Here is a 26,208-nt window from a genome sequence, read left to right as displayed (position 1 = left end):
ATTTTTATTACCTTTGCAATCTATTACGAGAACTAAAAAAGGATTAACATGGAATACAATTTCAAGGAAGTCGAGAAAAAGTGGCAAAGCTACTGGCAAGAAAACAAAACTTACCGGGTGGAAGTCGATCCTTCCAAGCCCAAATATTACGTGTTGGATATGTTTCCTTACCCTTCCGGGGCAGGGTTACACGTGGGACACCCGCTAGGCTACATCGCTTCCGACATCTATTCCCGTTACAAACATTTGAAAGGATTCAACGTCCTGCATCCCATGGGATATGACGCGTACGGTCTGCCCGCAGAACAATATGCCATCCAGACCGGACAACACCCGGCCATCACCACGGAGAAAAACATCCGTCGTTACCGGGAACAAATGGATAAAATCGGGTTCTCTTTTGACTGGGACCGGGAAATCCGAACCTGCGACCCGAAATACTACAAATGGACTCAATGGACGTTTATCCAAATGTTCAACAGTTTCTATTGCTACGACAAACAGAAAGCCCTGCCGATCACCGAACTGGTAAAAGCATTCGAAACCGTTGGAACTCAAGGATTAAATGTAGCTTGCGGAGAAGAGTTGAACTTTACCGCCGAGGAATGGAAAAACAAGAGTACAAAAGAACAACAAGAAATATTGCTGAACTACCGCCTTGTCTATTTGGCCGACACCATGGTAAACTGGTGTCCCCAGCTGGGAACGGTATTGGCAAATGATGAGGTAAAAGAGGGACTATCCATCCGCGGGGGGTATCCCGTGGTGCAAAAGAAGATGCGCCAATGGTCATTGCGGGTTTCCGCTTACGCGCAAAGGTTGCTTGACGGGCTCGAAAATCTTGACTGGTCTGACTCCTTGAAAGACATCCAACGTAACTGGATCGGTCGTTCACAAGGAGCAGACGTGAAATTCGACGTGAAAGATTCAGACTTGAAATTAGAAATATTCACTACCCGCCCGGATACCATATTCGGGGTTAGTTTCATGGTACTGGCACCCGAATCCGATTACGTAAAGCCGTTAACAACTCCCGAACAAGCTAATGCCGTTGCCGAGTATTTGGATTACGTGTCCAAACGGACGGAACGGGAGCGCCAAACCGACGTGAAAAAAGTTACGGGAGTCTTCACCGGATCATACGCCATCAACCCGTTCACCAACGAGGCGATTCCCATTTGGATCAGTGAATACGTTCTTTCCGGTTACGGAACCGGTGCCATCATGGCTGTTCCGGGACACGACAGCCGCGACTACGCTTTTGCCAAACATTTCAACCTGCCCATCATCCCCGTTATCGATGACGGGGAAGGCCACGATATGTCGGAAGGTTCCTACGATGCCAAAGTCGGCAAGATGATTAACAGCGGCATCATCAACGGCATGGAAGTCAAGGAGGCCATCGCTTATATTGCCGGAGAAGTGGAAAAACGAGGTATCGGTAAAAGCAAAATCAACTACCGCTTGCGCGATGCCATCTTCAGCCGTCAACGCTACTGGGGCGAACCGTTCCCCGTGTATTACAAGGACGATCTTCCCTACATGCTGGACGAGTCCAAACTTCCACTGGAATTGCCGGAAGTTGATAAATATCTGCCCACCGAGAGCGGAGAACCTCCCCTCGGACGAGCCAAGAACTGGAAGACAGAAGAGGGTTACCCGTTGGAACTAAACACGATGCCCGGTTTTGCCGGATCATCCGCTTACTTCCTGCGTTACATGGACCCACACAACGATAATGCATTAGTTGATCACGAAATATGTAACTATTGGAGAAACGTCGATCTTTATCTCGGTGGCTCCGAACATGCCACGGGACACTTGATCTACGCCCGCTTTTGGAATATGTTCCTGTATGACATCGATGTGGCTTGCGAGGAAGAACCTTTCAAGAAACTGATCAACCAAGGCATGATCCAAGGACGTTCAAACTTTGTATATAGAATACAAGGTACGAACACGTTCGTTTCCGTCGGATTGAAAGATCAATACAAAACCACGGAAATCCACGTGGATGTAAATATCGTTAAAAACGATATTCTTGACTTGAATGCATTCCGGGCATGGATGCCGGAGTACGCCAATGCCGAGTTTGTCCTAGAAAACGGAAAATACATCTGCGGATGGGCCATCGAAAAGATGTCGAAATCCATGTTCAACGTGGTAAATCCCGACACGATTATTGAAGAATACGGGGCCGACACGTTACGTCTGTACGAAATGTTCCTCGGACCCTTGGAATTCAGCAAGCCTTGGGACACGCAAGGAATTGACGGAGTGTACAAATTCTTACGCAAATTCTGGCGTCTATTCCAAGTCGGAGAAGACTTCAACGTAAGTGACGAAGCACCTTCCAAGGAAGAGCTTAAAGTGCTACACAAAACCGTCAAGAAAGTAGAATATGACATCGAGAACTTCTCATTCAACACGTCTATTCCTGCATTCATGATTTGCACGAACGAACTGACCGCCTTGAAATGTAACAAACGGGCCATCCTTGAACCTCTCGTGATCGCTATCGCTCCTTTTGCCCCGCATATGGCGGAAGAATTATGGAGTCTGTTGGGCCACACCCAAAGCATCACGAAAGAATCATTCCCCAAATGGGAAGAAAGATTTTTGGTAGAAGACGCTTTCGAATACCCGGTATCCTTCAACGGCAAGGTTCGTTTCAAACTATCCATGCCTTTAACAGCAACCAACGCTGATATTGAGGTCGCAGTCAAAGCTGCTCCTGAATCAACCAAATGGTTAGAAGGAAAAGAGATCAAAAAGATGATTATTGTCCCGAAGAAAATCGTGAACATCGTTATCGGATAATATTCAATACCCAAAAGACGCCGGGAATTCAGTTTTCCGGCGTCTTTTTGGCATTAGGAACAATGAACAGCACACTACACGTTCCGATCACTCCCAGTCCTAAAAGCAACAAACGCACATGCCAGTTCTCGAGAACCACGAAAGCTGAAATAGAAATCATGGTCCACATACAGACGATCGACACCGCCTTTGTTTTCCACCCAACTCCTTTACGCTCTTGAAAACGCCTCAAGTAAGGTCCCAACCATTTCGAACGGTGTAAAGCATCGTGTAATCGTTTCGAGCTATTGTAGAACAACCACGAACTTAACAACAAAAAAGGAGTAGTCGGTAATCCGGGAACAAAAATGCCAATAATTCCCAGTACCACGGAAATACAACCGATGATGATATATATCGCCTTTTTCATCCGCACTTATTCTTCCTCATCCCCCGGCACAAAAGCCTTCACCACCGCCTCGTTATACTGTGTCAACTTATTGCTCTTGTGAATTTTCTTCAAAATCTTCCGGTCTGTCGAAGGCATGAAATACTCCCAGAACGTTTTCATCTTCATCAACAACTGGCGATCTCCCTGCAATCGTTCGGCATACGCCGCAAGTAATTCGGTATGAAACGCCTTGAACTTTCTTAATCGTTCTTCCCCGGCAAGTACTTGACCCTCCGCGTACTCTTGCGCCAAGGCCGGGTTTGCCAACAAACCTCTCCCGATCATCACTCCCTCCAAACGAGGGAAACGCTCCGTCACGGCTTGAATATCCTCCAAAGTCAAAATGTCCCCGTTATAATACAATGGATGTTCGCACTCTTTATAGAAAGCCTCAAAAGCCTCCTTGTCCGTCTCCCCCTTGTATTCCTGCTCGCCAACCCGAGCGTGAAGAAATATCGCTGCTAACGGGGCCGCATTCAACAAGGGCAATAACTTCAGACATTCACCCGGATCTTCCCATCCCAACCGCATCTTCACGGAACACTGTATCTCCGGAAAATCCTTCACCACCTCCAGTAAGGCCTCCACCCTCTCCGGGTGAGGTAACAATCCGGCTCCCTTTCCCCGTCGGGAAATCATCGTAAACGGGCATCCCATGTTAATATCCACCTGCTTGTATCCCCGTCCTTCCAACATCTGCAAGCAAACATCCAACTCCGCGGGCTCCCCTCCCAACACTTGGGGAACCAGCAACTCCACGCTATTTAACTCCGGATCGCAATCCTTCATATCCCTTGAACGAAATGAATCCTCCTTCTCCACCCGGATAAACGGCGTGTAGTAAGCATCCACTCCCCCGAAAAACTTCGCATGTATATTCCGATATGTCCAATCGGTAATCCCCTGTACCGGGGCAAAATGTATCTTATACTTTTTCATACTTAATTATTCATTAAAAGAAAACGCCGTACGGGAATTTGCCGAATTCCTTGGAAAGAGGCCCCCTCAAGCGGATCTAAAGTAACTACAATTTTCGGATAATTATCTCTAATCCCCAGTAAATTTCCATATTCACGCTCCCAAGTCTTTTGTTCCATCACGGAAGTAGCGACTTGAACATACAACTTTTCACCATCACGCTCCGCCACGAAATCGACCTCCCGATCCCCGTCGCGCCCGACATGAACCGTGTATCCACAAACCATCAAATGATGATAGACAACATTTTCCAACACCTGACCAATATCATTCGGACGGAAAGGTCGGAGCACATGGCGGATTCCCAAATCTTCAAAATAATATTTCTCTCCTATCCGGAACTGTTTCTTACCTTGAATATCCACGGGACGCACCCGACGAACAAAAAAAGCATTCTCCAGATACCCTAAATACTCCAGAATCATCTTGGGAGTCAAATCAATCCTTTGAGACTTTAGATATTCACTAATGCTACTCGCCGAAAACATATTCCCGATCGTATCAGCCAAATATACGGTAAGATCCTGTAATTGTCTAACATTACGAATACCATACCGATCAACAATATCTTTCAAAAGAATCGTGTTATAGATACCTCTTAAATATTCCGACACGATTCCCTCATCAAAAGGTAAATTTACTAAATAAGGAAGTCCCCCGAATTTATAATACCGAGAAAATGTTTCATCACTATCCTCCAACTGATGAAATTGCATAAATTCAGAATAATTCAACCCCCAAATTCTAAATTCCACATAACGTCCACTCAAAAAAGTGGCTAATTCCCCCGATAGCATCCGGGCATTACTTCCTGTACAGTAAATATCATATCTCCCGTCAGCCAACAATCCACGCAAGGCCTTTTCAAATGATATTATATCCTGCACTTCATCAATAAAAAGGTAACATTTCCCTGTCTTTCCTTCCCTGTGTTTCTGTATATAATACATTAAATCCGTGTAATCCCGAAGAGAATCAAATTCAAATAATTCCTTATTAATATATAATATATCAGCGTTCGCATTTTTCCCCCGGATGTAATCCATTAACTGAAAAAGCATAAAACTTTTTCCGACACGCCTTTGTCCTACTAAAACTTTTATAATCTGCGTGTCAATAAATGGTTTTATTCGATCCAGATAGATCATTCTAGCATAATAATGCGGTATTTCCATGTTTCATAATTAATTGGTATTCCAAAATTACAAATTTCTTTTCGTATACGAAAAGAAATTACTTCTTTTGTCTCATTTTTTTCGCACACGAAAAATGTCAGTCTCTTGAAACATATTTACTCCAAACTAACGCACAACTATCAAGAATAATCATTAACTATGCCTCAAAATTTGTAACATAAAATTTTAATATACATTATTCTATGAAACACCTGACATTTATACTATTACTAGTTATGACCTGTTCACTGGCAAAAGCCCAGCAAGACGATCGAGGGTACATCGTGAAAGTAGGTGAGAAAGCCCCGAACATCGAATTATTGTTTCCCGACGGCACCAAGAAACAACTAAAAAAGCTGAAAGGGAAAGTCATCATGATACAATTTACCGCCAGCTGGTGCGGTGTATGTCGTAAGGAAATGCCTTTTATTGAAAAGGACATCTGGCTGAAATACAAAAACAATCCGGAATTTGCCCTTTTCGGTATCGACTTCAAAGAGAGCAAAGAGACCACCGAAAAGTTCGCCAAGGACATCAAGATCACCTATCCCCTACTCCTTGACCCGGAAGGCAAAGCATTCTACACCTACGCCGCACAAGGAGCCGGAGTTACCCGTAACATTATCATCGACAAGGAAGGTAACATCGCCTTCCTCACCCGTCTCTACGATCCGAAAGAATTCGAGGAAATGGTGAAAGTCATTGATACACTTTTAAAAAAGAAATAAGCCGATGAGCTTATTTCTTTTTCTTTACCGGTTTGCGAGCCGGTTTCTTTTTCTTCTTCTTACCTCCTCGGCGTTTTAGCAAGAAATGCACCACGAGGAAGATCACAACCACGGCAACAACCGCAATAATCTGTTGATTTCTTGTCGGGCGATACGAACTTTTCGATGCTTGTCCTCCATCCCGAGAGACGTGCGAAAGCGTGTCTGCCTCCAGCACCCGTTCCAAATCATCGGGCAACTGGGAAAAGAAATCAATTCCCGTCATCTTCTCCACCTTATCCACGGGAACGGCAAAACTATTCAAGGACCGCTTGCTCTCCTCGTTGGGCAACACGTAAGCGATCATTTGCTGCTTGGAAGGGGAGTAGAATAATTTGTAATAATACCCCGGAACCGTCACTTTCCCCTTGCCAATCGTACCTTTATTACTCTTGAAAATCGGTCCCGTTACCACGTAAAGTTTCTCCTTCCGGGCCCGATTGCGCACGTGCTCCTCCAACTCTTTCCAGATTCCCCGGTTAAACATCGGTACTTGAGGAGACATATTCGACATATAGAACGTCTCGCTCATCGCCTGCGCATTAAACGACATATCCGCCGCGGGACACAAATGCCCCCGATCGTAACCGCTTCGCTTGTAATCATCGGGAGTGGCACTCCAACGGCTAATCTTCGGGTCCACCCGGAAATCATTCTTCCGACTCGCTTTCCCTGTCAAATTCGCAGCACCCAGCTCGTAGTACACCCAGTTGGCCTGTTTATGCTCCTTGTTGAATCCCAGACAATAATATTTATAATCCACCCGTATCCCGTCCTCATAAACCGGGATATAGCGCCCGTCAGCAAAACTACCTAAGGCAAGAAACAGAAACAGGAGGCCAAAAATCAGCCTCCCGTGTAATATTCTCTTCATCAATTATTGTTTAATCGCTTCCTGCAACGTGTTGTCAATCTGACCGAGAATCGGGTAGAATCCCTCGTCATCTATCGTATGACGGGCAATATACGCCTCAATTCGGGTACGTAAAATCTGGTAGGACTCCTTGATTCCCTTCTCGTCCCGTTTCAATCCGCGACGGGCGGCATAATTCGCCATCTCGTTCACCAGATCAAATGATTTCAGGTAATTCTGAATCTGCTTATAATCCTTCAGATTCACCATTTCAGCACGATGCCGATCCATGAAATCAAACGTGTACTCGTACAAGAACTGGGTTCTCGTCACGTCGCTCAGATAACGGGAAACCCCGGTCGTGTCCGCCGGAACAAAGACATCCGGCATGATACCGCCTCCACCATACACGGTACGTCCACCCACCGTCTGGTACTTCAAATTCTCATCAAAAACAATACTGTCCTTTTGGGAGAATTCCCCGTGAACCAAACGATTGTAGATATCATTGTAATACTTTTCTTTCCCTTCGTTATAAGGTTTCTGGATAGAACGTCCCGAAGGTGTGTAATAACGGGCTACCGTCAGACGCAACGCGGAACCATCAGGCAACATCCGCTGTTCCTGAACCAATCCTTTACCAAAGGAACGACGCCCGATGATCAACCCTCGGTCGTTATCCTGTATCGCCCCGGCAAAAATCTCACTAGCTGACGCACTAAACTCGCTAATCAACACATCCACTCGCAAATCCTTGAATTGGCCTTTGCCGTTAGACTTGTAATCCGTACGAGGTTGCGCCTGCCCTTGCGTGTAAAGAATCAAACGGTCGGCATCCAAGAACTCGTTAATCATTTGTATCGCTATCGGTAACACACCTCCTTCATTCTCCCGCAAATCGATAATAATTTTCTTCATGCCTTCCTCTTTCAACTTCGCCAATGCCTGCATGAACTCAACATACGTGTGCATACCGAACGTGTTTGTTTTCAAATACCCCGTCGTGTCATTCAGCATATACGCCACGTCCACGCTTTTCACCGGAATACTTCCGCGCACTACCTCTTTCTTGATCAGCTTCGGCTCACCCCTTCTTGCAATCGTCAACACCACCTTCGTGCCCAGTTCACCCCTCATCAACTCTTGAATCTTATCTTGGCCCATTTTCACCCCGGCAACCAAAGAATCATTCACCCGCACAATCCTATCCCCATCCTTTATCCCGGCCTTCTCCGAGGGACCACCCGGAACCACTTTCACGACAGTCACCGTGTCCAAATACTTGTAGAACTGGATTCCGACTCCCCCGAAGTTTCCCACGATTCCCTCGTTCGCCCGTTGCATATCTTTCGCGGGAATATACACCGTGTGCGGGTCCAAATCCTTCAACAGAACCGGAATCGTGTTCTCCACGATCTTTCGCGTATCCACGGTATCCACGTACGAATTTTGGATCATACTGATAATCAAATCCAACTTACTCCCCGTCACGGGCAAAAACATTTCCGAGGATGCCGACACCCGATTCCGATTCGGTAGAAATCGGTTCAACATCATCCCGAACACGATAGCCAACGCCAACACGATCGGGGTCAACAATGCCCTCAAATTACTCTTATTCATTATTTTTCTATTTAATCTTTATTTTCCTGTTTCTCGTTCAACTCGATAAACGCCACATCAATCCCGGCCTTCTGCAACAACTCGATCCCATCGGCACTCCGGTAATTCTCGGAATACACCACTCGCCGAATCCCGGCCTGTATGATCAATTTGGCACACTCGATACAAGGTGAGGCCGTCACGTACAACGTTGCCCCCAAACTGCTGTTATTCGACTTCGCCACCTTCGTGATCGCGTTTGCTTCGGCGTGCAACACGTAAGGCTTCGTCTTGTTATTCTCGTCCTCGCAAACATTCTCAAACCCGGAAGGCGTCCCGTTATACCCGTCGGATATAATGGCATCCCCCCTCACAATCAACGCACCCACCTGCCGACGTTCGCAATACGAATTCTCAGCCCATATCCGGGCCATCCTCAAATAACGTTCATCCAGTAACTGTTGCTTCGATTTACTCATCTATCTTTTATTTTATTTTTTCCGATTCCCGATCGCATCCAACGTTTCGTAGAAATCGACCTTTCTTTCTCTCGGCACATCAATCTTATCCAGAATATCCCGACTCATCTTCAAATATTTATCAATTGCCGCGAAAGCAACCTCTTTAATTCCCAGACGATCGTATATCCTGGTTACCGCCTTGATCTTCTCCTCGTGATCAAACTCTTTTCGTTCGATCCATCCCCACAACTCCTCTTTTGTCTCCGGATCGGCCAACTCCAACGCCTTGATCAGCATATAAGTCTTTTTATTAGCCACAATATCGCCACCGATGTTTTTCCCGAATTCCGCCACGTCACCATACACGTCCAGGTAATCATCCTGCAATTGGAAGGCCAACCCCAGATAGCCCCCGAATTCATACAAAGCGTTATATTCATGCTCCGGAGCATCCGCCAACAAAGCTCCATGCCGTAAACTTCCGGCAATCAACACCGAAGTCTTCAAATAAATCATCTCGATATATTCCTCCTCCGAAACATCATTCCGAGTCTCGAACAACATATCATACTGTTGTCCCCGACACACATCCATCGCCACTTGGTTAAAGAAATCAATCGCCCGGCGCAAATACTTGTCCTCGCAATGCTCAATGCACTGATAAGCCGTGATAGCTGCCGCATCACCACTCAAAATGGCCACGTTACTGTTCCACTTTTTATGAACCGTCGGCCTGCCTCTCCGTAACTCCGCGTCATCCATCACATCATCATGCAGCAACGTGTAATTGTGGAATATCTCGATCCCGATAGCGGATTTCAGTACCCTCTCTATATCTTCCCGGTAAAGATTATAAGCCATTAATGTCAAAAGCGGTCGCAGGCGTTTCCCTCCATCCTCCAAAATATAGAGAATCGGCTCAAACAGGGAATACGGCTCCTGTATATACTCTTTCTTATCTAACTCTTCCTTTATAATTGCTCTAAGTTCATCTACGGTATACATATCCATCACATTTTCAAATTAGTTCGGCTAAAGTATAAAAAAAGCGCCAACAACCCATCATTCATGCAAAGAAATATCTTTTTTCCAAACAAATCTTATCATAAAAATATCCCGGCCTCTACTTCAGAGAACCGGGACATTCAACGATTCGATTTCGAAAGCCTCTTTTAATATTTTCGATCATCAATGACCTTTACCTTCCAATTGCATAAGTTGTTGGGCCACAAATATAATCATGGTCGCATCCATATCTAGGAATGAATGACGTATAAATTTTGCCGCCCGTTTTTTCACCGTCTCATCCGCATTAGCAAACACATTAGCAAAACTATACATGAGGGAAGACTTGTAATCATCATTCAACTGATCATACTCTTTCTCGCATAACGTCATGAAAGCATCCATATCCCCTTTACCGTAAGATTCAATAAAGCGGAATGCCGTCGTATAATAACCATCTTTATTCAATCCAAGATCCATAACTCCTTTTTTCACAATATCATACTGTTGTTGATTAAAAGGGATCCGTGCCGTCAGGTAATTTAAAACATCCATTTTGTACAGTTTTTCTATTCGATCAGAAATATTACTCTTGATCGCGGGAGCAAACTTATCCCGGTTCGCAATCATATATTGAGCGATTGCATCTGCAGGACTCTCCGTGTAAGTCGTATAGATAAACAAGTTTTCTTCTGCCAAACGCTCCTTATCCTTCAAGCCATCAAAATAATCCTGCACCATCTTGAAAGCCTCTTCCTTCTTGGTCATATCCGGTTGACGGTTTTTATAAACTTCCTCCATTTTCAGACCCGCATAAGCAGAAATCAAGTCGGCCGTACGTTCTCCATTTTCATAACGTTGTTGCATACGTTCTGGCGTTTTATTTGGATCTATCCGACGATCAATACTTCCAATAAACTCCTTTCCATCAAAATCCCCCCCTTCTTTTATCATCAACACTTTCTCTTCGGGATCAATCACCACAAAGGTCGGATACGCTTTCACCTTGTACCGTTTGGCCAATTCTGGTCCCTCACCTTTTTCTGCATCAATCTTTATACAGACGAATTTAGCATTTAGATAATTCCCTACCTCTTTTAACGGGAATATATTCTTCATCATCATCTTGCATGGTCCGCACCAAGATGTATAAAAATCAATAAACACCTGTTTTTTTCAGCTCTGGCGATAACGATAGCCTCCTTATAAGTAACATCACGAAAATTTGTTTGTGCTAACGCCGGAACTGATAACATGACGATCAATAATATAAAAAAAATCTTTTTCATAACATCTCTTAATTTAAAAATATTTACAAAAACAATCTTAATAACTTAATCCATAATCACCCAACTGCCATTCCCATGTCTCATTAAAAACCGGAGACATGTACTGAATATCGACAACTTCACCCATTCCACTAAACTGAATAACAGGTTCTCCGTTAGGTAATCCCCCCCACCATCTCATACATGCTGAGGGTATAATCTCCTTGACCTGCAGTTGTTCCAATCACCAAGTAATCAAACTTGTACTTTGTATCACCAAAAGCTCCCCAAAAACGATTTGAAACGAAATTAATCGACTCACCCTCGGGCAATCCCTGCAATGCTACCAACACCTCTTTATTCGAAACAAATGAATAGCTATAAAGTTTGGAGCCCCCTTCCTCCTCCACTATATAATAAATAATTGGAGAAGAATAAGAACAAATAGCATAATGACTCGCATAGTTAAACTTCATCGCAACATCCATAACCTTTGTTCCTTCTTGATCAATAGGATTTGAACCCGACGTTATTTTCATCTTATACAATTTACGTTCAGTAACCCTGGGAGCTTGAAATACAGCATAAACATCATTTGCCCCAGCATAATGAGAAACACCCATATACAAAAGTTCATCCCTAATATCATTCGGCTTATAATACCCATCGCCATTTTCAAACGCAGTCACTTCTCCATTGTAAGAAACATGTAAAAAACGTTTTGCCTCTTCATCCCAATACATAAATCCCCAAGAGGCACGATCGTAAACAAGCCACTTGCTTCCTCCCGAAATTGAACTTGGATAAGCAAAACGTCCCGTGCTTAATTGTTGTCCAAACATACCATCCCCGGCCCCGATAGAATAGCAGCCATCTCCAGACAAGTAATGCTCTTTCATCATTCCTCGGAAAAAACGACCAGGTTTCCCGGTGTTATTGTCACCAAAAAACAAAGTCCGACGATCATGTATCAAAGACATATCTTTCACTCCAATCAAACAAACGTCATCCTCTGTCGTAATTCCCAAAGCATGTCCAACAACTTTCCTATTCGTCATTTTATCCACATAAGGATAATTCATCATTTGAGCCAATACTTTCGGAAAACCAGTTAAAGGATTCTCCAATACTTTCTCCAACAAATTATACCCCATTTTCCCATCTTCAGACCTAAAATCCAACTCGGTTCCACCACTCTCCGTAGCCTTTAAAATGTAAAAACCTCGTGAAAAAGCGGTCTCCACAATCAAATTCGTCGAAGCATACTCAGCATATTGATTAACTGTATTTTGTACTTTCAACACAACTGTATATTCTCCTTCGTCCTCAACCACAGGATAAACTAAATCTCTCTCCCTACTAATCGTATCTACCGATTCCATATCTGAACCCTTATAAATGAACCAAACATATCTTAAATCCGATTTATCATACTCAGTCTTTACTGTTACCGGAATAATCAACGAATCCTGCATACTGTATTTCCGGTAATCCTTCTCGATACCACTTAGCTCTATATCAGAAATTTTAATATAAGAATAATTCCCCTCATCATCGAAACAACCGACAACAAGCAGGATAAACAAAATATCCAAAATATATTTCAATTTATTTTCCATATCCATGCACATTTATTCTGTTTCACCAATACGTACTTCTTTTCCATCTTCTCGCATCCAAGGCCCCTTACCTTCTACAATTCGCCTTGCATTATCTTCTTCCAGCAATTGCTGCCACACCCCAATCAAATACTGAAAATATGCATCCTCGTAATTATCATTCGTATAAGTCCAAGAATCTTCAGGAATAATAAATCCTAAAACATCATACAAATAATCGTAATCCCATTTCTCTCCTGTAATATGTATCAAGCACTCATGTAAACCTCTATCGTAAGAACCAATATAATAATCCAAATACATATTCCAGTTCGAAGGACGAGCCAATCGATCCGTGAGCCAAACCTGAATTCGATCCGGCTTCACAAACCCCGGTTGAAAGTCATCATTCGATCCAATAACAAATTCAAGTAAAACATCCATATTCTTCAGTGAAACATCCCGTTTAAAAATAACCGGCACACGTGCCTTTATTTGATTTGCAGGTATAACATAAGCATTAGCAAGAGCCAAATCATCAAAAGCTATATAATGTTTGCCAGCTTCGGCATTTGTCGTATCTGTCATCACTTGGGTGAAAGTAATTTTTCGATCATAATCTTTCATACTCCCGATCGTCTTCACGTCAATCCAAACCGTGTCTGTCTCTGCATCATCACCCAAATAAACAAATGAACGTGACTGTAAAGTATCCGCCAACTGGGATAAATTAAAACGTAACCAACAAGTTTCCGTATCATAATTATCCAATTTCTCTTCACAACTTAACAACGAGCAAAGAAAAACAATACCTACTATATATTTAAAAATTCTATCTTCCATATTATCCATTTTACAAATTACTGATTCAACGTGATTGGATCATACTCCGTGTCAGGCAATGGTAACACATACTCATTTTCACCAATATAATTGTCTTCATCTGTAAACATCATGTGTTGAACGCCTTGACGTTTGTAAGCATAAAACATGTGTCCCTCCGCAAAAAACTCTCTCCGAATTTCATTCATGACGAATTCTTTCACCTTTTCCAACGAAGCAAACTTCGTCACATCTCCCACGTTATGAGCCATCATGTAATCAACATAAAGAACGTTTGCCTCATCAAGATCCATGGTTGTCTCCATCAAAATCAAATACACTTCACACATCCGAATCATCGGAACAATCTGTAATTTCATCAACAACACATCAGCCTCATGTGATTCGGAAGTATTGTAATAATACTTCTTTACCACACATTGTTTGCTCCCAAAATTATCCAGCGTATTCTTATTCCAGGAAAGATCTCGAATATGAGCCTCCCCACTCACACCCTCGTAAAGTTCATTATACATCTTTTGAGTAATATAAAGACCTGAGCCTACCCTTTCTCCGGGATTCCCTAAAACAGCAACAGAGTAATCGATTAACGCATTATTACTTAAAGCAAACAAACACTCCGTTGGAGATGCAAAATACTTACGTTGCATATCCTCCACCCCACTCAATTTAACCGGCATAACATCATACACGGCTTTTGCTGCCGCATAAGCTTTATCCGGCTGATTTATATAAAGATAAAAACGTGCTTGCAAAACCTTCACCGCATAGTAATTCAAATCCAATCCCCGGTAATTATGCATCACGTCATCACTCCCGCTGTATGCCATTCCCCGTTCAATAACCGGATCCAATTTCTCCAGAATTTTCTCTGCCATCAACAAATCATTTTCGATCTTCGTACAAAAAGCAGCATAATCATAATAGGGAGGCAATTTTTTAATCGACACCTCCTCTGCATAAGGTAAAGATACTTTCCGCATCGGGTTTTTCGGCATTTGTCCAAAAAGCCGCAACACGTCCAAATGACAAAAAGCTCGAATAGCATATGCTTCTCCTTCAATCAACGCCAAAGAAACGGAATCTTCGATACAACTTCCATTCGTCCGAGCATGCTCGATAATCGTGTTTGCCTGTACAATAACATTGTACAAACCGGAATAAATATCTGCCACTATTCCCTTAACTTTTTCATGCTCGTAATCATGTTCTGCCAAAGCTTCCACTACATCATCCGTGGAACGCACATACCACAACCGGGCCAAAGATTCCAAATGAGACATCGTCAAATACTCGCCATACAATCTCCTGTCTCTCATTTTAATATAACACCCAGTCAAGGCACTCTTGAACCCCTCGTAAGAAGTAAACATCTCATCCGTTTCTGTTTGGGAGTTCGGCTTCAGGTCTAGCCAGTCATTGCAAGAAGAAAAAAAGAACCAAAAGCATAAACTATAAATAATATACTTTTTCATATCATTTTACATTAAGAATTAAAACAACAAGGAAACATTTGCTCCCACGGTTCGAGCAAACGGATAGGAAGTACCACGTTCACGTTTCACGGAAGACACGTAAAATAAATCAGACACATTCACGCCAAATGTAATAGTTTGCAATCCCAAACATCGCAAATAAGGAGCATGCCACTTATATTGCACACTAGCTGATTGTAACTCAAACACATTATCCTTCATCACAAAACGAGACGTGGCCCGAGTAGCAACATCCGAGATCCCTCTAAAAAACACCACGTCGCCATCATGCAACCAGCGGTTAGACAATACCCTTTTATCCACATTCCCATTCCGGATAACATTCTTGGTCACCTCTACTTTATTCAGTAACGTCGAATTATACAACTTACCTCCCCAATGATATCCAAACGAAAAATTAATACTAAAATCTTTCCATGAAAACATCAATCCGGCATTCCCGTTATACAAAGGCTCGCTTACCCCCATGTACACTTTATCTGAAGGAGCCCACGTGTAAGTAGGATTACCATTCTTATCCAAGAAAATCTCCTCGCCACTACTCGGGTCAATCCCCAACGAACGAACTGCGTAAAGAGAATTTTGAGAACGCCCTTCATAAAATAAATAATTAATATCTACATCTTGCTTCAACAATTCCGCCGTCTGTCGCTTAATATCTTCTGACAATTTCGTGATTTTATCTTTATTATAAGCCAATTTAGCCGACAACATCAACACGATGTCCCTTTTCGAATCACGAATCAAATAACCGTTTAACGAAACTTCGTAGCCCGTATTCTTCACCACTCCAATATTTTCCATATAAGAAGAAAAACCTGTAGAATTCGGTAAATTCATCAAAGAAAGCAAATTATTCGTCTTTTTCTCGTAATAATCAAAATTACCCTTAATTCGATTATTCAAAATAGTAAATTCCAACCCAACATTATATTGGGAAGTCACCTGCCATTTCAAATTTTCATTCCCCAATCCCTTCAAATAAGAACCACTACGCACCCCGTATCTTTCATCCGTATAATATTCAAACATGGAAAGAGCTTGCCAAGACTCGAACTTTTGCGAACCGGTTTCTCCATAAGATAAACGTAAACGTAACGTATTCAAGAAATCTCTCCCCGACAAAAAAGCCTCATGATGAAGATTCCAACCGATACCAGCACTCCAAAACGTGGCAAATCGATTCTTTGCCCCGAATTGCGAACTCCCGTCCGTTCGTAATGAAAAATCCGCATAATAACGATTATCATATATATAGTTAATATTCCCGACCAAACCAATACGTCTAGTTTTGCTCTCTGTTGCCAAAGGTTTACCATTCTGCGGATAATTCAAAGCATTACCGATAAATGATCTGTCATTCGTGAAACCTTCCACTTCAAAATCATAAGAATAACCATCACTTTGGGCTATCGAACCATCCAAACCTACATACAACGAATGTTTTTCCTTGAATAACTTCGAGTAACTTAACGTCAAGTTTCCCTCGTACGTATTGGTTTTCCCGGTCGTGAACTCATACGTCCCCTTACGCAGGATTTGATCACCCGCAAATTCGATAAACTCCGAACTCTCTGGAGAACGATACTTATCATAGGTATTATCCTTGTGCGATATCCCGAACTGTCCTCGTAAAGTCAACTCAGGCAACACTTTCCATTCTACAGAAAAATTATTAATAATCTCCGTGTAACCACTCTTTTCCACGTTATTTAACGTTGCGTCATACAACGGATTTTGAGTTTTTCCGCTCCAAGCATCCCAACCATCAAAATAACGTTTTAATTTACCATCGGAATCATAAGGTGCATGATAAGGTTGTTGCTTAGCATACTCACTAAACGTTCCATAAGGACTTTCTTGACTTTTATTACGACCAATACTAGTTTGATTACGAAAAATCAAATCTTTATACGTGTATGACAATGTAATACTACCATTAAATGTCTTACGCTCAGATCCCAACATAGCACCCTGTATATCTTTATACCCGGCAGAAGCAGCCCAACGAAATTCTTCACTTCCCCCCTCAAAACGAAAATTATAATTCTGACCGACACCCGTGTGCAAAGGCTGGCTTAGCCAATCCGTGTCAACCCCTTCTTGAACCGCTTTCAAACGTTTATAATAAGCTTGTTTAAACAACACATCCCTTTTAGGATTCGACGTATTACAAAGCCCCCCTTCCCATTCCAGTTTGAGTTTTTCCCGTGCATTCATCAAATCATAAGAAGATAGATCAGGAATATCAAGCGTAAAACCGGCTTGTGCGAACACCTTTAGCTTTCCCGGTTCCGGCTGTCTCGAAACAATAACCACGACCCCATTAGCACCACGTGATCCATAAATCGCCGTTGCCGCCGCATCTTTTAGAATATTGATTGACTCGATCTCCTCATCATTATAATCCATCAATTTCGTAAGTGAAATTTCAAAACCATCCATGATAATCAAGGGTGTATTCAAGTTATTCTTATTTCCAGCATTAAATTCCTCCAAATTACTTGACAACGAAGAATTACCCCGGACGGTAATATCCGGTAACCGGTTGGGATCACTTCCGAACTCGTTATTTTCCATAACATTAAAAGCTGGATCTATATTCCGTAACGTCTGGAGCATATTTTGTCCTCGAAAAGCCATGATCTCATCCTTCGAGATCGTACTCACTGCACCCGTGTAACTTTCCTTCGTCTTTTTGAAAATACCGGTAACCACCACGTCTTCCAACACAGTATTATCTTCTTCCATCACAACACGGACTTCGGTTTTGTCTTTGATGGAAACCAGTTGTGTCTTCATCCCGACAAACCCGACTTCAAGTGTCGTTACATCTTCCGGAACACGCAAGGTAAAGTTTCCATCAATATCGGTGGCAGTCCCGATTGTAGCACTCACAACCCGAATCGTGGCCCCGATAACTATTTCTCCCTTACTGTCCACTACCTTTCCCTTGATTTCTTTCGTGGCATCAGACTTTTTCTTGGGTTGGTACACGACCGATATATATTTTCCATTCGCCACATCCGAGAAAACAAAAGGTTTACCATCAAGTACTTTTTGTAAAGCCTCGGTGATAGTCGCATCCTTCAACGAAACGGTCACTTTATAGGACTGCACGTCGTCATAAGTAAAGAGAATCTTGTAGGTAGAAAGTTTTTCCAGTTGTTTTAACACGTTGGATAAGGGTGCATCCTTGAATTCCGCCGTAATTTTCTTTTCTTGCGCTTGCGTCAGCCCTGCCGACAACAAGCAACACATGAAGAACACAACCCGGAATAACCCGTTCAGTCGAAAACTGCCCGGTTTGAATTGGAGTTTCTGGTTTTTCATAAATTTGTTCATTTAATTTATTTTTACATGACTCAAATACGTATTCTTTACTCAGATTTCGTTTTGAGATGTAAATCGGGTACCAGAAACGATAAAAATTTTTTATTTTACCGAAATTTTATTGTTTTCGCAGGTCGCTTGTACTTTACCAAGCATATTCAATAATTGCAGTACTTCTTCTATTTTCTGATCGCGTTCGGCAAGGAAATGTAAGCGGTAATTCATCGCTTGCGGATTCTCGAATTCTACCCGTATATTATACCACCGCCCTAGTTCACGCATGATCTCGACCACAGTTTCATTATCAAAATAGAAATACCCTTCCGTCCATAAATAGTAATTGTCCGTGTCAACTTCCCGCACGTCAAAAGTCCCGTCTCCTTGTAAATGAGCGTCCTCCCCGGGACGTATTACCACTTCCGAGGATGAACTAACATCTTTCACTTTCACACTCCCTTTTAACAAAGTCACGTGTGAATCATCGGACACGTAGGTTCTGACATTGAACTCGGTCCCCAAAACTTCCGTCGTGATATTCCCGGATTTTACAATAAAAGGTCTTTTGGTATCGGGCATTACTTTGAAATAACCTTCCCCCTCTAACTCAACCACACGCTGTTCCCCGGTAAAGCGACTGGGATATTTCAAACGGCTCTCGGCATTTAACCATACTTGAGTACCATCTGCTAGACGAAGCTGATAGGCCCCACACCTAGGAGTTGTCAATGTATGTATCTCTGTTTCTCGGATCGTTTGCTGGTAATCCAACTCTTCTTCTCCCCGGGTAATACCTGTTTCTCGTAGCAAACTATCTGCTTGAGGTGCGGATAAAGACACCATTCGCCCGTCTCCCGTGGACAAAAGGACCTCCTGAGATTGAGTACTGGCAGTAAAAGCCACGATAGGTTGGTTAACCGGTGATTGTAAAGGAATCTGGTGGAACATCTGCCAACCCAAAAATAGAAAAACGGATGCAGCAACACCTATCGTTATACCAACCCACAATTGCTTACCTTTGCTTCTGCTGGAAATTTTACTTTGTCGGAAGTTATTCCATTCTTTATTCACATCAGGTTTCAAGGATGCATGACGACGTACAAACGCCTGCCTGTAATTCCCTAGCAAGCGAGCATCTTCCTGTTCATTCGGATCATTCAGAATTGCATCAAGCTCCTCCTGACTCAACGAGTCGGGATCATCCAAAGCATCCAGCAAATCCTTTTTATTTTTCATATCCTGATCATCCATGTTTACTAACAACCTAATTTATATTAATACGTTTAGACCTCATTTTCGGGCACCCCCTCCGAGCCATTATTTATATGAAATTCTTCCCTCAATAAACGCAAAGCTTTCATAACGTGCTTCTTTACCGCACTAGGACTGATATTTAGCATCTCCGCAACCTCTGCATATTTTTTCCGGTTAAAATAACATTCTTCCATGATATGCCTTGTCTGCGGGCTTAAACTATCTAATACTTTATATATCCGTTCCATCTTCTCGTTTTCCTCATCCACCCCCACATCCTCTTCCGAAAACATCCGGGAATACAATGTCACGTAATTCTCTTCTACTTTATTATGCCGGAAAGTGTCTATGCTTTTATTTCGTACACTTTGAAAAAGAATCGCCACCACGTTCATCTTCCGGAAGTTTTCGTAGTTTTTCCACACGTACTCGAACGCATCATTCACCACGTCCCGACTCACCTCCGCATCATTCAAAAACTGATAAGCATAGTAGTACAAACGGGAATAGTTCCCCGTGTACAGTTTTTCGAACTCTTTTCCATACCTCAAGCTTTTCAGCATATTTAATCCTGTTTATCCGCCTGCTAAGTTAATAGAAATTCACGGAACTCGTACTTCTAATTATTACATTATTTAACTTTATCACCGTAATGGACCTGCAAATCATTCAAGATAAGATTTGATCGGTTACCAACTTCCCGAATATGATAACGAATAAGCAAGTAGAAGCCTTGATATCGTATTCAGCTAAGCATTTTTGTCTGGCATACCCTGGGGACACGCTCGCCCCACTTACGCCCCGTGAGCGAACTTCCACCGAAGGTGTTCCGAAAAAGAAGCGAAGGAATTCCCTATCTTCACCAGAACAACAACAGCTATGCCCCGTATTTTATCCTAAAGAACTACGCCCATTTCCTCTTTTTAATTAAAAAAAGCTAAAAGTGAGTTCCCCAACTTTTAGCTTTTAATCTTTAACTTTTACCTTTTTAGTACCCCCGGGCAGAATCGAACTGCCATTTAAAGTTTAGGAAACTTCCGTTCTATCCGTTGAACTACAAGGGCCTTTATTTGGTTCGCAAAACTAATCGAAAAAACGCTTTATTCCAAATAATATCGTAATAGTCTTTTTATAAACAAGAAATTTTTGTTGCACCATATTATTACCATTCCCTATAAGGAGTTCTCCTCTACTGAAAATAGAATCACCCACCTTCGAAATTCAAATTATTACTAAAAAAGCTCGAAAACATACAAAATGAAAGCATCGCAAACGATTTTATTAAAAATCTGATATGAAAAATTTTATTTCAAAAACTTATTATTAACTTCGCAACACAAATACTTAACAGCGTGTATTCACTTTAAAATAAGAATAAACATGGTTAGCGACTACAAAGAAATTCTATCAGACAGCGCCAAAGGAATGAAGCGCTCTGCTATCAGAGAGTTGTTGAAATTAACTCAAAAGCCGGAAATTATCTCTTTCGCCGGGGGTCTTCCTGCTAAAGAATCTTTCCCGTTAGAACAATTACAAGAAATTTGTGCAGAAGTAATCGCCACGGATGGTGCGGCTGCCTGCCAATACGGTTCAACCGAGGGAGTTCCGGAATTATTGGAAATCCTTGCTCAACGTTATCGAGATCAAGGATTGAGTTACGTGACAAAAGAAAACATCACGATCATCACCTCTTCACAACAAGGACTGGATACCGTAGGTAAGATTTTCTTGAATCGCGGAGATAAATATATTTGCGAATTACCTTCTTATCTGGGAGCCATCGGAGCATTCAACTCTTACGGTGGTATCGGCGTGGGTATTCCTCAGGATGAACAAGGAATGAGTGCCGTAGAGCTGGAAAAAACATTGGCAGAAATGAAAGCCAAAGGTGAAAAACCGAAATTCATTTATTTGATTCCGGACTTCCAGAATCCTGCAGGTATGACTATGCCCGAGGCAAGAAGAATTGAGATTTTGAACATTGCCAAGAAATACGAAATCATGATTATAGAGGATAGCCCTTATCGTGAACTGCGTTTCTCTAGTAAACCACAACGTATGCTATACGATTTGGACAACGGAGAGGGTAACGTGATCACGTTAGGAACTTTCTCCAAGATCTTCATGCCGGGATTCCGTATGGGATGGGTTCTTGCTCACCCGATGGTTATTGACAACTTCGTGAAAGCAAAACAAAGCACAGACCTTTGTACTTCTGCGTTCTTACAAAAGATCACGATCAAATTCTTCCAAAAGAACTACTTCGATGCTAACGTGAAGAAAATCGTTGACATGTATCGTAGCAAATTACAAGCTATGCTAGGTGCTTTTGAAAAATACATGCCGGAAGGAGTTACCTGGACGCGTCCTGAAGGAGGTTTGTTCCTATTCTTAACCTTGCCGGAAGGATACGATGCAGAAGAATTGTTCCAAATCGCTATTGAAAAGAACGTGGCATTCGTACTCGGAACCGTGTTCTTCGTTAACGGTCAAGGCAAAAACACCATGCGTATCAATTTCTCTTACATGAGCGAGGAAAAGAACATCGAAGGTGTCAAGAGATTGGCCGATGCAATTAAAGAACTATACGCTAGAAAAAAGTAATCTAGAACATAGAAAATTTAAAGTTTAGAGTGGAGTATGTGAATAAATTTCATATATTTCACTCTAAATTTTAAGACTAAGTCCAAAATGAAAGTAGTTATTCAACGAGTTACACGAGCCAGTGTTACCATCGAGCAACAATTGTTTTCTTCAATAGGCAAAGGGATGCTTATATTAGTGGGTATTCAATCTGATGATACAGATGACGATATCAACTGGCTTGCTTCCAAAATTGTAAATCTCCGTATCTTTGATGACGAGAATGGAGTCATGAACAAATCCATTTTAGACACAGGTGGTGAAATCCTTACCGTCAGCCAGTTCACTCTCATGGCCCGAACCAAAAAAGGCAATCGCCCCTCGTACATCGATGCCGCCCCTCCTGCCATCTCCGTCCCGTTATACGAGAAATTTGTCTCAACCCTGAGCCAAGAGCTTCACAAAGAAATCCAAACCGGACAGTTCGGTGCCGACATGAAGGTCGAATTAATAAATGATGGACCCGTCACAATCATAATCGATTCCAAAAATCGACAATGATTGTGAAACTAACAACTAAAAGTTAAAAGATAAAAGTTACATGAATTCAATTTTACAAGATAAAAGTTATATTTTTGCCATAAGCATCGTGAAACTTGCTCAATTTCTTCAAAAAGATCAAAAAGAATTTGTTATCAGCAATCAAATTCTAAAAAGCGGAACCTCCACGGGAGCTTTAATCCGTGAAGCCGAATTTGCACAAAGTCAAGCTGATTACATTAACAAGTTTTACATTAGCCTTAAAGAGGCAAATGAAACGAATTACTGGCTTAATCTTTTAAAAGACACAGGATATATTGATGGGAATAATTTTACAAGTATGGAAAAAGATAATAAAGAACTAATCGCCATGCTTGTTGCCACCGTAAAAACACTCAAATCTAAATTAAAGAAATGAACTTTTATCTTTTAGTTTTTAACCTTTAACTTGGTAACAATGGATATCGCAGAATTACAAACCGCAGTTGACGCATGGATCAAGACCCACGGGGTTAGATATTTTAATGAATTGACCAACATGACCATTCTCGTGGAAGAGGTGGGAGAACTGGCCCGGGTGATGGCTCGAAAATATGGAGAACAATCGTACAAAGAAGGGGAAAAGGATAATTTGGCAGAAGAGCTGAGTGATGTCCTCTGGGTATTGGTATGCCTAGCAAACCAAACAGGGGTAGATTTGAACGAAGCCGTAAATAATAATTTTGCAAAAAAAACGACAAGAGATGCTAATCGACACAAAAAAAATCCGAAACTCTTAAAAGATTAAACACTTTTATTCTACTTTTGCCAACAAATGCGCAAATAAAAAAATATCATGTGGATTAAGATTGCAGGGATTCTTCTTCGTAACCGAATGGCCTTTATTATCGGTGTCTTACTTATCACCGTGTTCATGGGATTTCAAATCCCCAAAGTGGAAATGTCATATGAATATTCGAACTTGTTACCTGCCACGGACAGCGCATACCTGGACTACCTTGATTTTCACGAGAAATTCGGGCAGGAAGGAAACGTGATGGTCTTCGCCATACAAGACTACGACTTTTACCAGCTAGACAAAATGAATGACTGGATCAGCATGTGCGACAGCCTAAAGGCTCTCCACGGTATCGTGGCGCTCGTGGACATCACCCATTCATTCAATCTCCACAAGGACACGCTGAATAAAAAATTCGATATCCGCCCCATTTTCCCTAATCATATCAAAAACCAACAGGAACTGGATAGCTTGGTGAACATCATTGAGAATCTTCCATTCTACGACGGAACCCTGTTCAATAAAACGAAAGATATTTATGGGATGATGGTTTCCGTCTCCGCTGATGTCATGAACTCTCCGGCACGGGTAGGCTTAGTAAAGGATATTTTAGAATTAACCGAACATTTCTCGGAGAAACACAACCTCCAGATGCACTACTCGGGACTTCCCTACATTCGGGTAATCAACGCGGAAAACATCAAAGGAGAGATGTACATGTTCATCATCCTGTCATTATTGATCACGACATTTATCCTCTACCTGTTTTTCCGTTCCTTCCGCATCCTCGGTTTCTGTTTATTGATCGTGCTGATTTGTGTCAGTTGGACAGTTGGCGTGATGGCTATGCTAGGCATCAAGATCACGTTACTTACCGCCATGCTGCCTCCTCTATTAATCGTGATATGTATTCCGAACCTCGTCTTCATGATCAACAAATTCCACGCGGAATTCGACCGGCATGGGAATAAAATCAAGGCTTTACAACGCATGATTCAAAAGATCGGGAATGCCTCATTCTTGAGCAACTTGACCACGGCTGCCGGTTTTGCAACTTTCATCGTGACCTCTAGCCAGATCCTCGTGGAGTTTGGTATCACCGCTTCCATCGGTATCACGTTCGTGTATCTCGTATGTTTGATCATGATTCCCTGTGGATTCAGTTTCATGCCGGAACCGGATAGCAAACAAATCAAACACTTACACAACAAAACGGTAACCGGAATGCTGGAGCGTGTCACACAACTCATCTTAAATCGTCGAAACGTTGTGTACACGATAGCCATTGTCGTTGTCATTCTCGGTGGTATCGGAATCTCCCTCATGAAGTCCACGGGGTATATGGTGGATGATTTGAAAGAAACAGACCCGATCCGACAAGATCTGAGTTTCTTTGAGGAAAATTTTGACGGGTTAATGCCCCTGGAGGTAACCGTTGATTTTGGAAAACCCAAGCAAGTATTGAATTTGTCCAACCTTCAAAAGTTAGACAAACTCTCCGAAGAACTGTCAAAAGACGAAGATATCTCTAAACCGATTTCTATCCTTGAAGTCATCAAGTTTGCCAATCAAGCATTCTATAACGGGAAACCTGCTTATTACAAGCTCCCGACAAACATGACCAAGAACTTTATCCTGAAATACGCCTCCCAATCCACGGGAGAAATTGGCGGACAGGCAAATTCTTTCGTCGACTCCACCCTCCAACGAGTACGTCTCAGTTTCAGGGTAAAAGACATCGGGACCCAAAAAATGCAGGAAAAAGAAGACAAACTATACCATATCGTTGAACAATACTTCCCGAATGATCGCTATACGGTAAAAGTTACCGGTTCAAGTATCATTTTCTTCAAAGGAACTCAATACCTTGTATTCAACCTCTTTACCTCACTAGCGTTAGCGATTGTTCTTATCGCCATCTTTATGGCCTGGATGTTCAAGAGTAAGCGCATGGTACTGGTTGCCTTGATCCCCAACATCATTCCGCAGATTATCACGGCTGCCATCATGGGATATTTCGGCATCCCGATCAAAGCATCCACGATCCTGGTATTCAGCATCGCTTTTGGTATTTCCGTTGATGGAACCATCCATTATCTCGCTAAATACCGTCAGGAACTACAAGGAACAAACTGGAGCATACGCTCTTCTGCCGTACTGGCCTTACAGGAAACAGGACAAAGCATGATCTACAACGCCATCATCCTCTTCTTCGGATTCGGCATCTTTGCTCTTTCCGATTACGGGGGTACGGTTGCACTGGGAGTCTTGGTTTCCATCACGCTATTGGCAGCCATGCTCTCAAACCTGATCTTACTGCCATCATTGTTACTCACGCTGGACAAACACACGACCAACAAGACATTCCAGAATCCCAAAATCCTGAGTGACGAGGAGAATAAAAAGGAGTAGAAAATATACTGAAAG

The 26,208-nt window shown here is 42.3% G+C and carries 23 protein-coding genes and 1 tRNA gene; 7 read left to right on the top strand and 17 right to left on the bottom strand.

From position 1 onward, the window contains the following. The first annotated feature begins 48 nt into the window (after positions 1 to 48). A complete protein-coding gene (leuS, locus tag D8S85_RS13550) occupies positions 49 to 2,820 on the top strand; it encodes a leucine--tRNA ligase (protein WP_106481135.1) in 2,772 nt (923 codons plus the stop codon). Positions 2,821 to 2,848: 28 nt separating this feature from the next. Here leuS and D8S85_RS13545 read toward each other — a convergent pair whose 3' ends face one another. Genes D8S85_RS13545 through D8S85_RS13535 form a run of 3 tightly spaced genes read right to left on the bottom strand, consistent with a single transcriptional unit; the run spans position 2,849 to position 5,403 of the window. After that, positions 2,849 to 3,229, bottom strand: a complete 381-nt coding sequence (locus tag D8S85_RS13545) for a YbaN family protein (protein WP_106481134.1) — start codon at positions 3,227 to 3,229, stop codon at positions 2,849 to 2,851. Between the two features lie 6 nt (positions 3,230 to 3,235). Beyond that, entirely contained in the window at positions 3,236 to 4,189 is a 954-nt protein-coding gene (locus tag D8S85_RS13540; protein ID WP_127075240.1) for a tRNA-dihydrouridine synthase family protein, read from the bottom strand. A 2-nt stretch (positions 4,190 to 4,191) separates the two neighbouring features. Continuing rightward, on the bottom strand, positions 4,192 to 5,403 hold the full coding sequence (locus D8S85_RS13535; RefSeq protein WP_106481132.1) for an ATP-binding protein: 1,212 nt from the start codon (positions 5,401 to 5,403) through the stop codon (positions 4,192 to 4,194). Positions 5,404 to 5,606: 203 nt separating this feature from the next. On the opposite strand from D8S85_RS13535, the gene D8S85_RS13530 reads away from it, so the two are divergent. Then, positions 5,607 to 6,131 (top strand): TlpA family protein disulfide reductase, encoded by a 525-nt coding sequence (locus tag D8S85_RS13530; RefSeq protein ID WP_106481131.1) that lies wholly within the window; start codon positions 5,607 to 5,609, stop codon positions 6,129 to 6,131. 10 nt (positions 6,132 to 6,141) lie between these two features. Here the strand turns inward: D8S85_RS13530 and D8S85_RS13525 are convergent, their stop codons facing one another. The 14 genes from D8S85_RS13525 to D8S85_RS13470 form a co-directional block, all read right to left on the bottom strand. Then, complete coding sequence (locus D8S85_RS13525) at positions 6,142 to 7,044, bottom strand: DNA/RNA non-specific endonuclease (protein WP_106481130.1); 903 nt, start codon at positions 7,042 to 7,044, stop codon at positions 6,142 to 6,144. Positions 7,045 to 7,047: 3 nt separating this feature from the next. Then, the gene (locus D8S85_RS13520; RefSeq protein WP_106481129.1) at positions 7,048 to 8,646 is read right to left on the bottom strand and encodes a S41 family peptidase; all 1,599 of its coding nucleotides are present in this window, start codon (positions 8,644 to 8,646) and stop codon (positions 7,048 to 7,050) included. 11 nt (positions 8,647 to 8,657) lie between these two features. After that, entirely contained in the window at positions 8,658 to 9,104 is a 447-nt protein-coding gene (locus tag D8S85_RS13515; RefSeq protein ID WP_106481128.1) for a dCMP deaminase family protein, read from the bottom strand. A 12-nt stretch (positions 9,105 to 9,116) separates the two neighbouring features. Next, positions 9,117 to 10,091, bottom strand: coding sequence for a polyprenyl synthetase family protein (locus D8S85_RS13510; protein ID WP_106625105.1), 975 nt, complete (start codon positions 10,089 to 10,091; stop codon positions 9,117 to 9,119). A 183-nt stretch (positions 10,092 to 10,274) separates the two neighbouring features. Then, positions 10,275 to 11,216 carry a hypothetical protein gene (locus D8S85_RS13505; protein ID WP_240648657.1) on the bottom strand — a complete coding sequence of 314 codons (942 nt, stop codon included), beginning with the start codon at positions 11,214 to 11,216 and terminating at the stop codon, positions 10,275 to 10,277. Next, complete coding sequence (locus D8S85_RS21535) at positions 11,213 to 11,380, bottom strand: hypothetical protein (RefSeq protein ID WP_172726455.1); 168 nt, start codon at positions 11,378 to 11,380, stop codon at positions 11,213 to 11,215. The genes D8S85_RS13505 and D8S85_RS21535 overlap by 4 nt, the downstream gene beginning before the upstream one ends. A gap of 37 nt (positions 11,381 to 11,417) precedes the next feature. Beyond that, entirely contained in the window at positions 11,418 to 11,561 is a 144-nt protein-coding gene (locus D8S85_RS21530; RefSeq protein ID WP_158641588.1) for a hypothetical protein, read from the bottom strand. Continuing rightward, positions 11,536 to 12,978 carry a PKD-like family lipoprotein gene (locus tag D8S85_RS13500; protein ID WP_158641587.1) on the bottom strand — a complete coding sequence of 481 codons (1,443 nt, stop codon included), beginning with the start codon at positions 12,976 to 12,978 and terminating at the stop codon, positions 11,536 to 11,538. Before D8S85_RS13500 ends, D8S85_RS21530 begins: the two co-directional genes overlap by 26 nt. A 12-nt stretch (positions 12,979 to 12,990) precedes the next feature. Then, a complete protein-coding gene (locus D8S85_RS13495; RefSeq protein ID WP_158641586.1) occupies positions 12,991 to 13,800 on the bottom strand; it encodes a DUF4843 domain-containing protein in 810 nt (269 codons plus the stop codon). A gap of 17 nt (positions 13,801 to 13,817) precedes the next feature. Then, the gene (locus tag D8S85_RS13490) at positions 13,818 to 15,275 is read right to left on the bottom strand and encodes a RagB/SusD family nutrient uptake outer membrane protein (protein WP_106481124.1); all 1,458 of its coding nucleotides are present in this window, start codon (positions 15,273 to 15,275) and stop codon (positions 13,818 to 13,820) included. A gap of 18 nt (positions 15,276 to 15,293) precedes the next feature. Next, complete coding sequence (locus D8S85_RS13485) at positions 15,294 to 18,629, bottom strand: SusC/RagA family TonB-linked outer membrane protein (RefSeq protein WP_158641585.1); 3,336 nt, start codon at positions 18,627 to 18,629, stop codon at positions 15,294 to 15,296. A gap of 102 nt (positions 18,630 to 18,731) precedes the next feature. Beyond that, complete coding sequence (locus tag D8S85_RS13480; protein WP_158641584.1) at positions 18,732 to 19,862, bottom strand: FecR family protein; 1,131 nt, start codon at positions 19,860 to 19,862, stop codon at positions 18,732 to 18,734. Between the two features lie 47 nt (positions 19,863 to 19,909). Beyond that, complete coding sequence (locus D8S85_RS13475) at positions 19,910 to 20,443, bottom strand: sigma-70 family RNA polymerase sigma factor (RefSeq protein ID WP_106481121.1); 534 nt, start codon at positions 20,441 to 20,443, stop codon at positions 19,910 to 19,912. Between the two features lie 429 nt (positions 20,444 to 20,872). Beyond that, a tRNA-Arg gene (locus tag D8S85_RS13470) sits at positions 20,873 to 20,944 on the bottom strand. A gap of 316 nt (positions 20,945 to 21,260) precedes the next feature. Here D8S85_RS13470 and D8S85_RS13465 point away from each other — a divergent pair. From D8S85_RS13465 to D8S85_RS13445, 5 genes are all read left to right on the top strand, one after another. Next, complete coding sequence (locus tag D8S85_RS13465; protein WP_127075236.1) at positions 21,261 to 22,484, top strand: aminotransferase-like domain-containing protein; 1,224 nt, start codon at positions 21,261 to 21,263, stop codon at positions 22,482 to 22,484. 87 nt (positions 22,485 to 22,571) lie between these two features. Beyond that, the gene (dtd, locus tag D8S85_RS13460; RefSeq protein WP_106481119.1) at positions 22,572 to 23,024 is read left to right on the top strand and encodes a D-aminoacyl-tRNA deacylase; all 453 of its coding nucleotides are present in this window, start codon (positions 22,572 to 22,574) and stop codon (positions 23,022 to 23,024) included. Between the two features lie 40 nt (positions 23,025 to 23,064). Then, a complete protein-coding gene (locus tag D8S85_RS13455; protein WP_106481118.1) occupies positions 23,065 to 23,421 on the top strand; it encodes a four helix bundle protein in 357 nt (118 codons plus the stop codon). A 39-nt stretch (positions 23,422 to 23,460) separates the two neighbouring features. Then, the gene (locus D8S85_RS13450) at positions 23,461 to 23,790 is read left to right on the top strand and encodes a nucleotide pyrophosphohydrolase (RefSeq protein WP_106481117.1); all 330 of its coding nucleotides are present in this window, start codon (positions 23,461 to 23,463) and stop codon (positions 23,788 to 23,790) included. Positions 23,791 to 23,838: 48 nt separating this feature from the next. After that, a complete protein-coding gene (locus tag D8S85_RS13445) occupies positions 23,839 to 26,193 on the top strand; it encodes an efflux RND transporter permease subunit (protein WP_106481116.1) in 2,355 nt (784 codons plus the stop codon). Positions 26,194 to 26,208: the final 15 nt, after the last annotated feature.

It is taken from the genome of Butyricimonas faecalis (genome assembly GCF_003991565.1).
In the GTDB taxonomy this organism is placed as follows: Bacteria; Bacteroidota; Bacteroidia; order Bacteroidales; family Marinifilaceae; genus Butyricimonas; species Butyricimonas faecalis.
This window is presented reverse-complemented; position numbering and strand designations above follow the sequence as displayed.

What these genes read in the sequence shown, in the direction of transcription:
- leuS (WP_106481135.1), top strand. Translation starts at nt 49, where the DNA reads ATGGAATACAATTTCAAGGAAGTCGAGAAAAAGTGGCAAAGCTACTGG.
- D8S85_RS13545 (WP_106481134.1), bottom strand. Translation starts at nt 3,229, where the DNA reads ATGAAAAAGGCGATATATATCATCATCGGTTGTATTTCCGTGGTACTG.
- D8S85_RS13540 (WP_127075240.1), bottom strand. Translation starts at nt 4,189, where the DNA reads ATGAAAAAGTATAAGATACATTTTGCCCCGGTACAGGGGATTACCGAT.
- D8S85_RS13535 (WP_106481132.1), bottom strand. Translation starts at nt 5,403, where the DNA reads ATGGAAATACCGCATTATTATGCTAGAATGATCTATCTGGATCGAATA.
- D8S85_RS13530 (WP_106481131.1), top strand. Translation starts at nt 5,607, where the DNA reads ATGAAACACCTGACATTTATACTATTACTAGTTATGACCTGTTCACTG.
- D8S85_RS13525 (WP_106481130.1), bottom strand. Translation starts at nt 7,044, where the DNA reads ATGAAGAGAATATTACACGGGAGGCTGATTTTTGGCCTCCTGTTTCTG.
- D8S85_RS13520 (WP_106481129.1), bottom strand. Translation starts at nt 8,646, where the DNA reads ATGAATAAGAGTAATTTGAGGGCATTGTTGACCCCGATCGTGTTGGCG.
- D8S85_RS13515 (WP_106481128.1), bottom strand. Translation starts at nt 9,104, where the DNA reads ATGAGTAAATCGAAGCAACAGTTACTGGATGAACGTTATTTGAGGATG.
- D8S85_RS13510 (WP_106625105.1), bottom strand. Translation starts at nt 10,091, where the DNA reads ATGTATACCGTAGATGAACTTAGAGCAATTATAAAGGAAGAGTTAGAT.
- D8S85_RS13505 (WP_240648657.1), bottom strand. Translation starts at nt 11,216, where the DNA reads ATGATGATGAAGAATATATTCCCGTTAAAAGAGGTAGGGAATTATCTA.
- D8S85_RS21535 (WP_172726455.1), bottom strand. Translation starts at nt 11,380, where the DNA reads ATGAAAAAGATTTTTTTTATATTATTGATCGTCATGTTATCAGTTCCG.
- D8S85_RS21530 (WP_158641588.1), bottom strand. Translation starts at nt 11,561, where the DNA reads ATGAGATGGTGGGGGGGATTACCTAACGGAGAACCTGTTATTCAGTTT.
- D8S85_RS13500 (WP_158641587.1), bottom strand. Translation starts at nt 12,978, where the DNA reads ATGGAAAATAAATTGAAATATATTTTGGATATTTTGTTTATCCTGCTT.
- D8S85_RS13495 (WP_158641586.1), bottom strand. Translation starts at nt 13,800, where the DNA reads ATGGAAGATAGAATTTTTAAATATATAGTAGGTATTGTTTTTCTTTGC.
- D8S85_RS13490 (WP_106481124.1), bottom strand. Translation starts at nt 15,275, where the DNA reads ATGAAAAAGTATATTATTTATAGTTTATGCTTTTGGTTCTTTTTTTCT.
- D8S85_RS13485 (WP_158641585.1), bottom strand. Translation starts at nt 18,629, where the DNA reads ATGAAAAACCAGAAACTCCAATTCAAACCGGGCAGTTTTCGACTGAAC.
- D8S85_RS13480 (WP_158641584.1), bottom strand. Translation starts at nt 19,862, where the DNA reads ATGAAAAATAAAAAGGATTTGCTGGATGCTTTGGATGATCCCGACTCG.
- D8S85_RS13475 (WP_106481121.1), bottom strand. Translation starts at nt 20,443, where the DNA reads ATGCTGAAAAGCTTGAGGTATGGAAAAGAGTTCGAAAAACTGTACACG.
- D8S85_RS13465 (WP_127075236.1), top strand. Translation starts at nt 21,261, where the DNA reads ATGGTTAGCGACTACAAAGAAATTCTATCAGACAGCGCCAAAGGAATG.
- dtd (WP_106481119.1), top strand. Translation starts at nt 22,572, where the DNA reads ATGAAAGTAGTTATTCAACGAGTTACACGAGCCAGTGTTACCATCGAG.
- D8S85_RS13455 (WP_106481118.1), top strand. Translation starts at nt 23,065, where the DNA reads ATGAATTCAATTTTACAAGATAAAAGTTATATTTTTGCCATAAGCATC.
- D8S85_RS13450 (WP_106481117.1), top strand. Translation starts at nt 23,461, where the DNA reads ATGGATATCGCAGAATTACAAACCGCAGTTGACGCATGGATCAAGACC.
- D8S85_RS13445 (WP_106481116.1), top strand. Translation starts at nt 23,839, where the DNA reads ATGTGGATTAAGATTGCAGGGATTCTTCTTCGTAACCGAATGGCCTTT.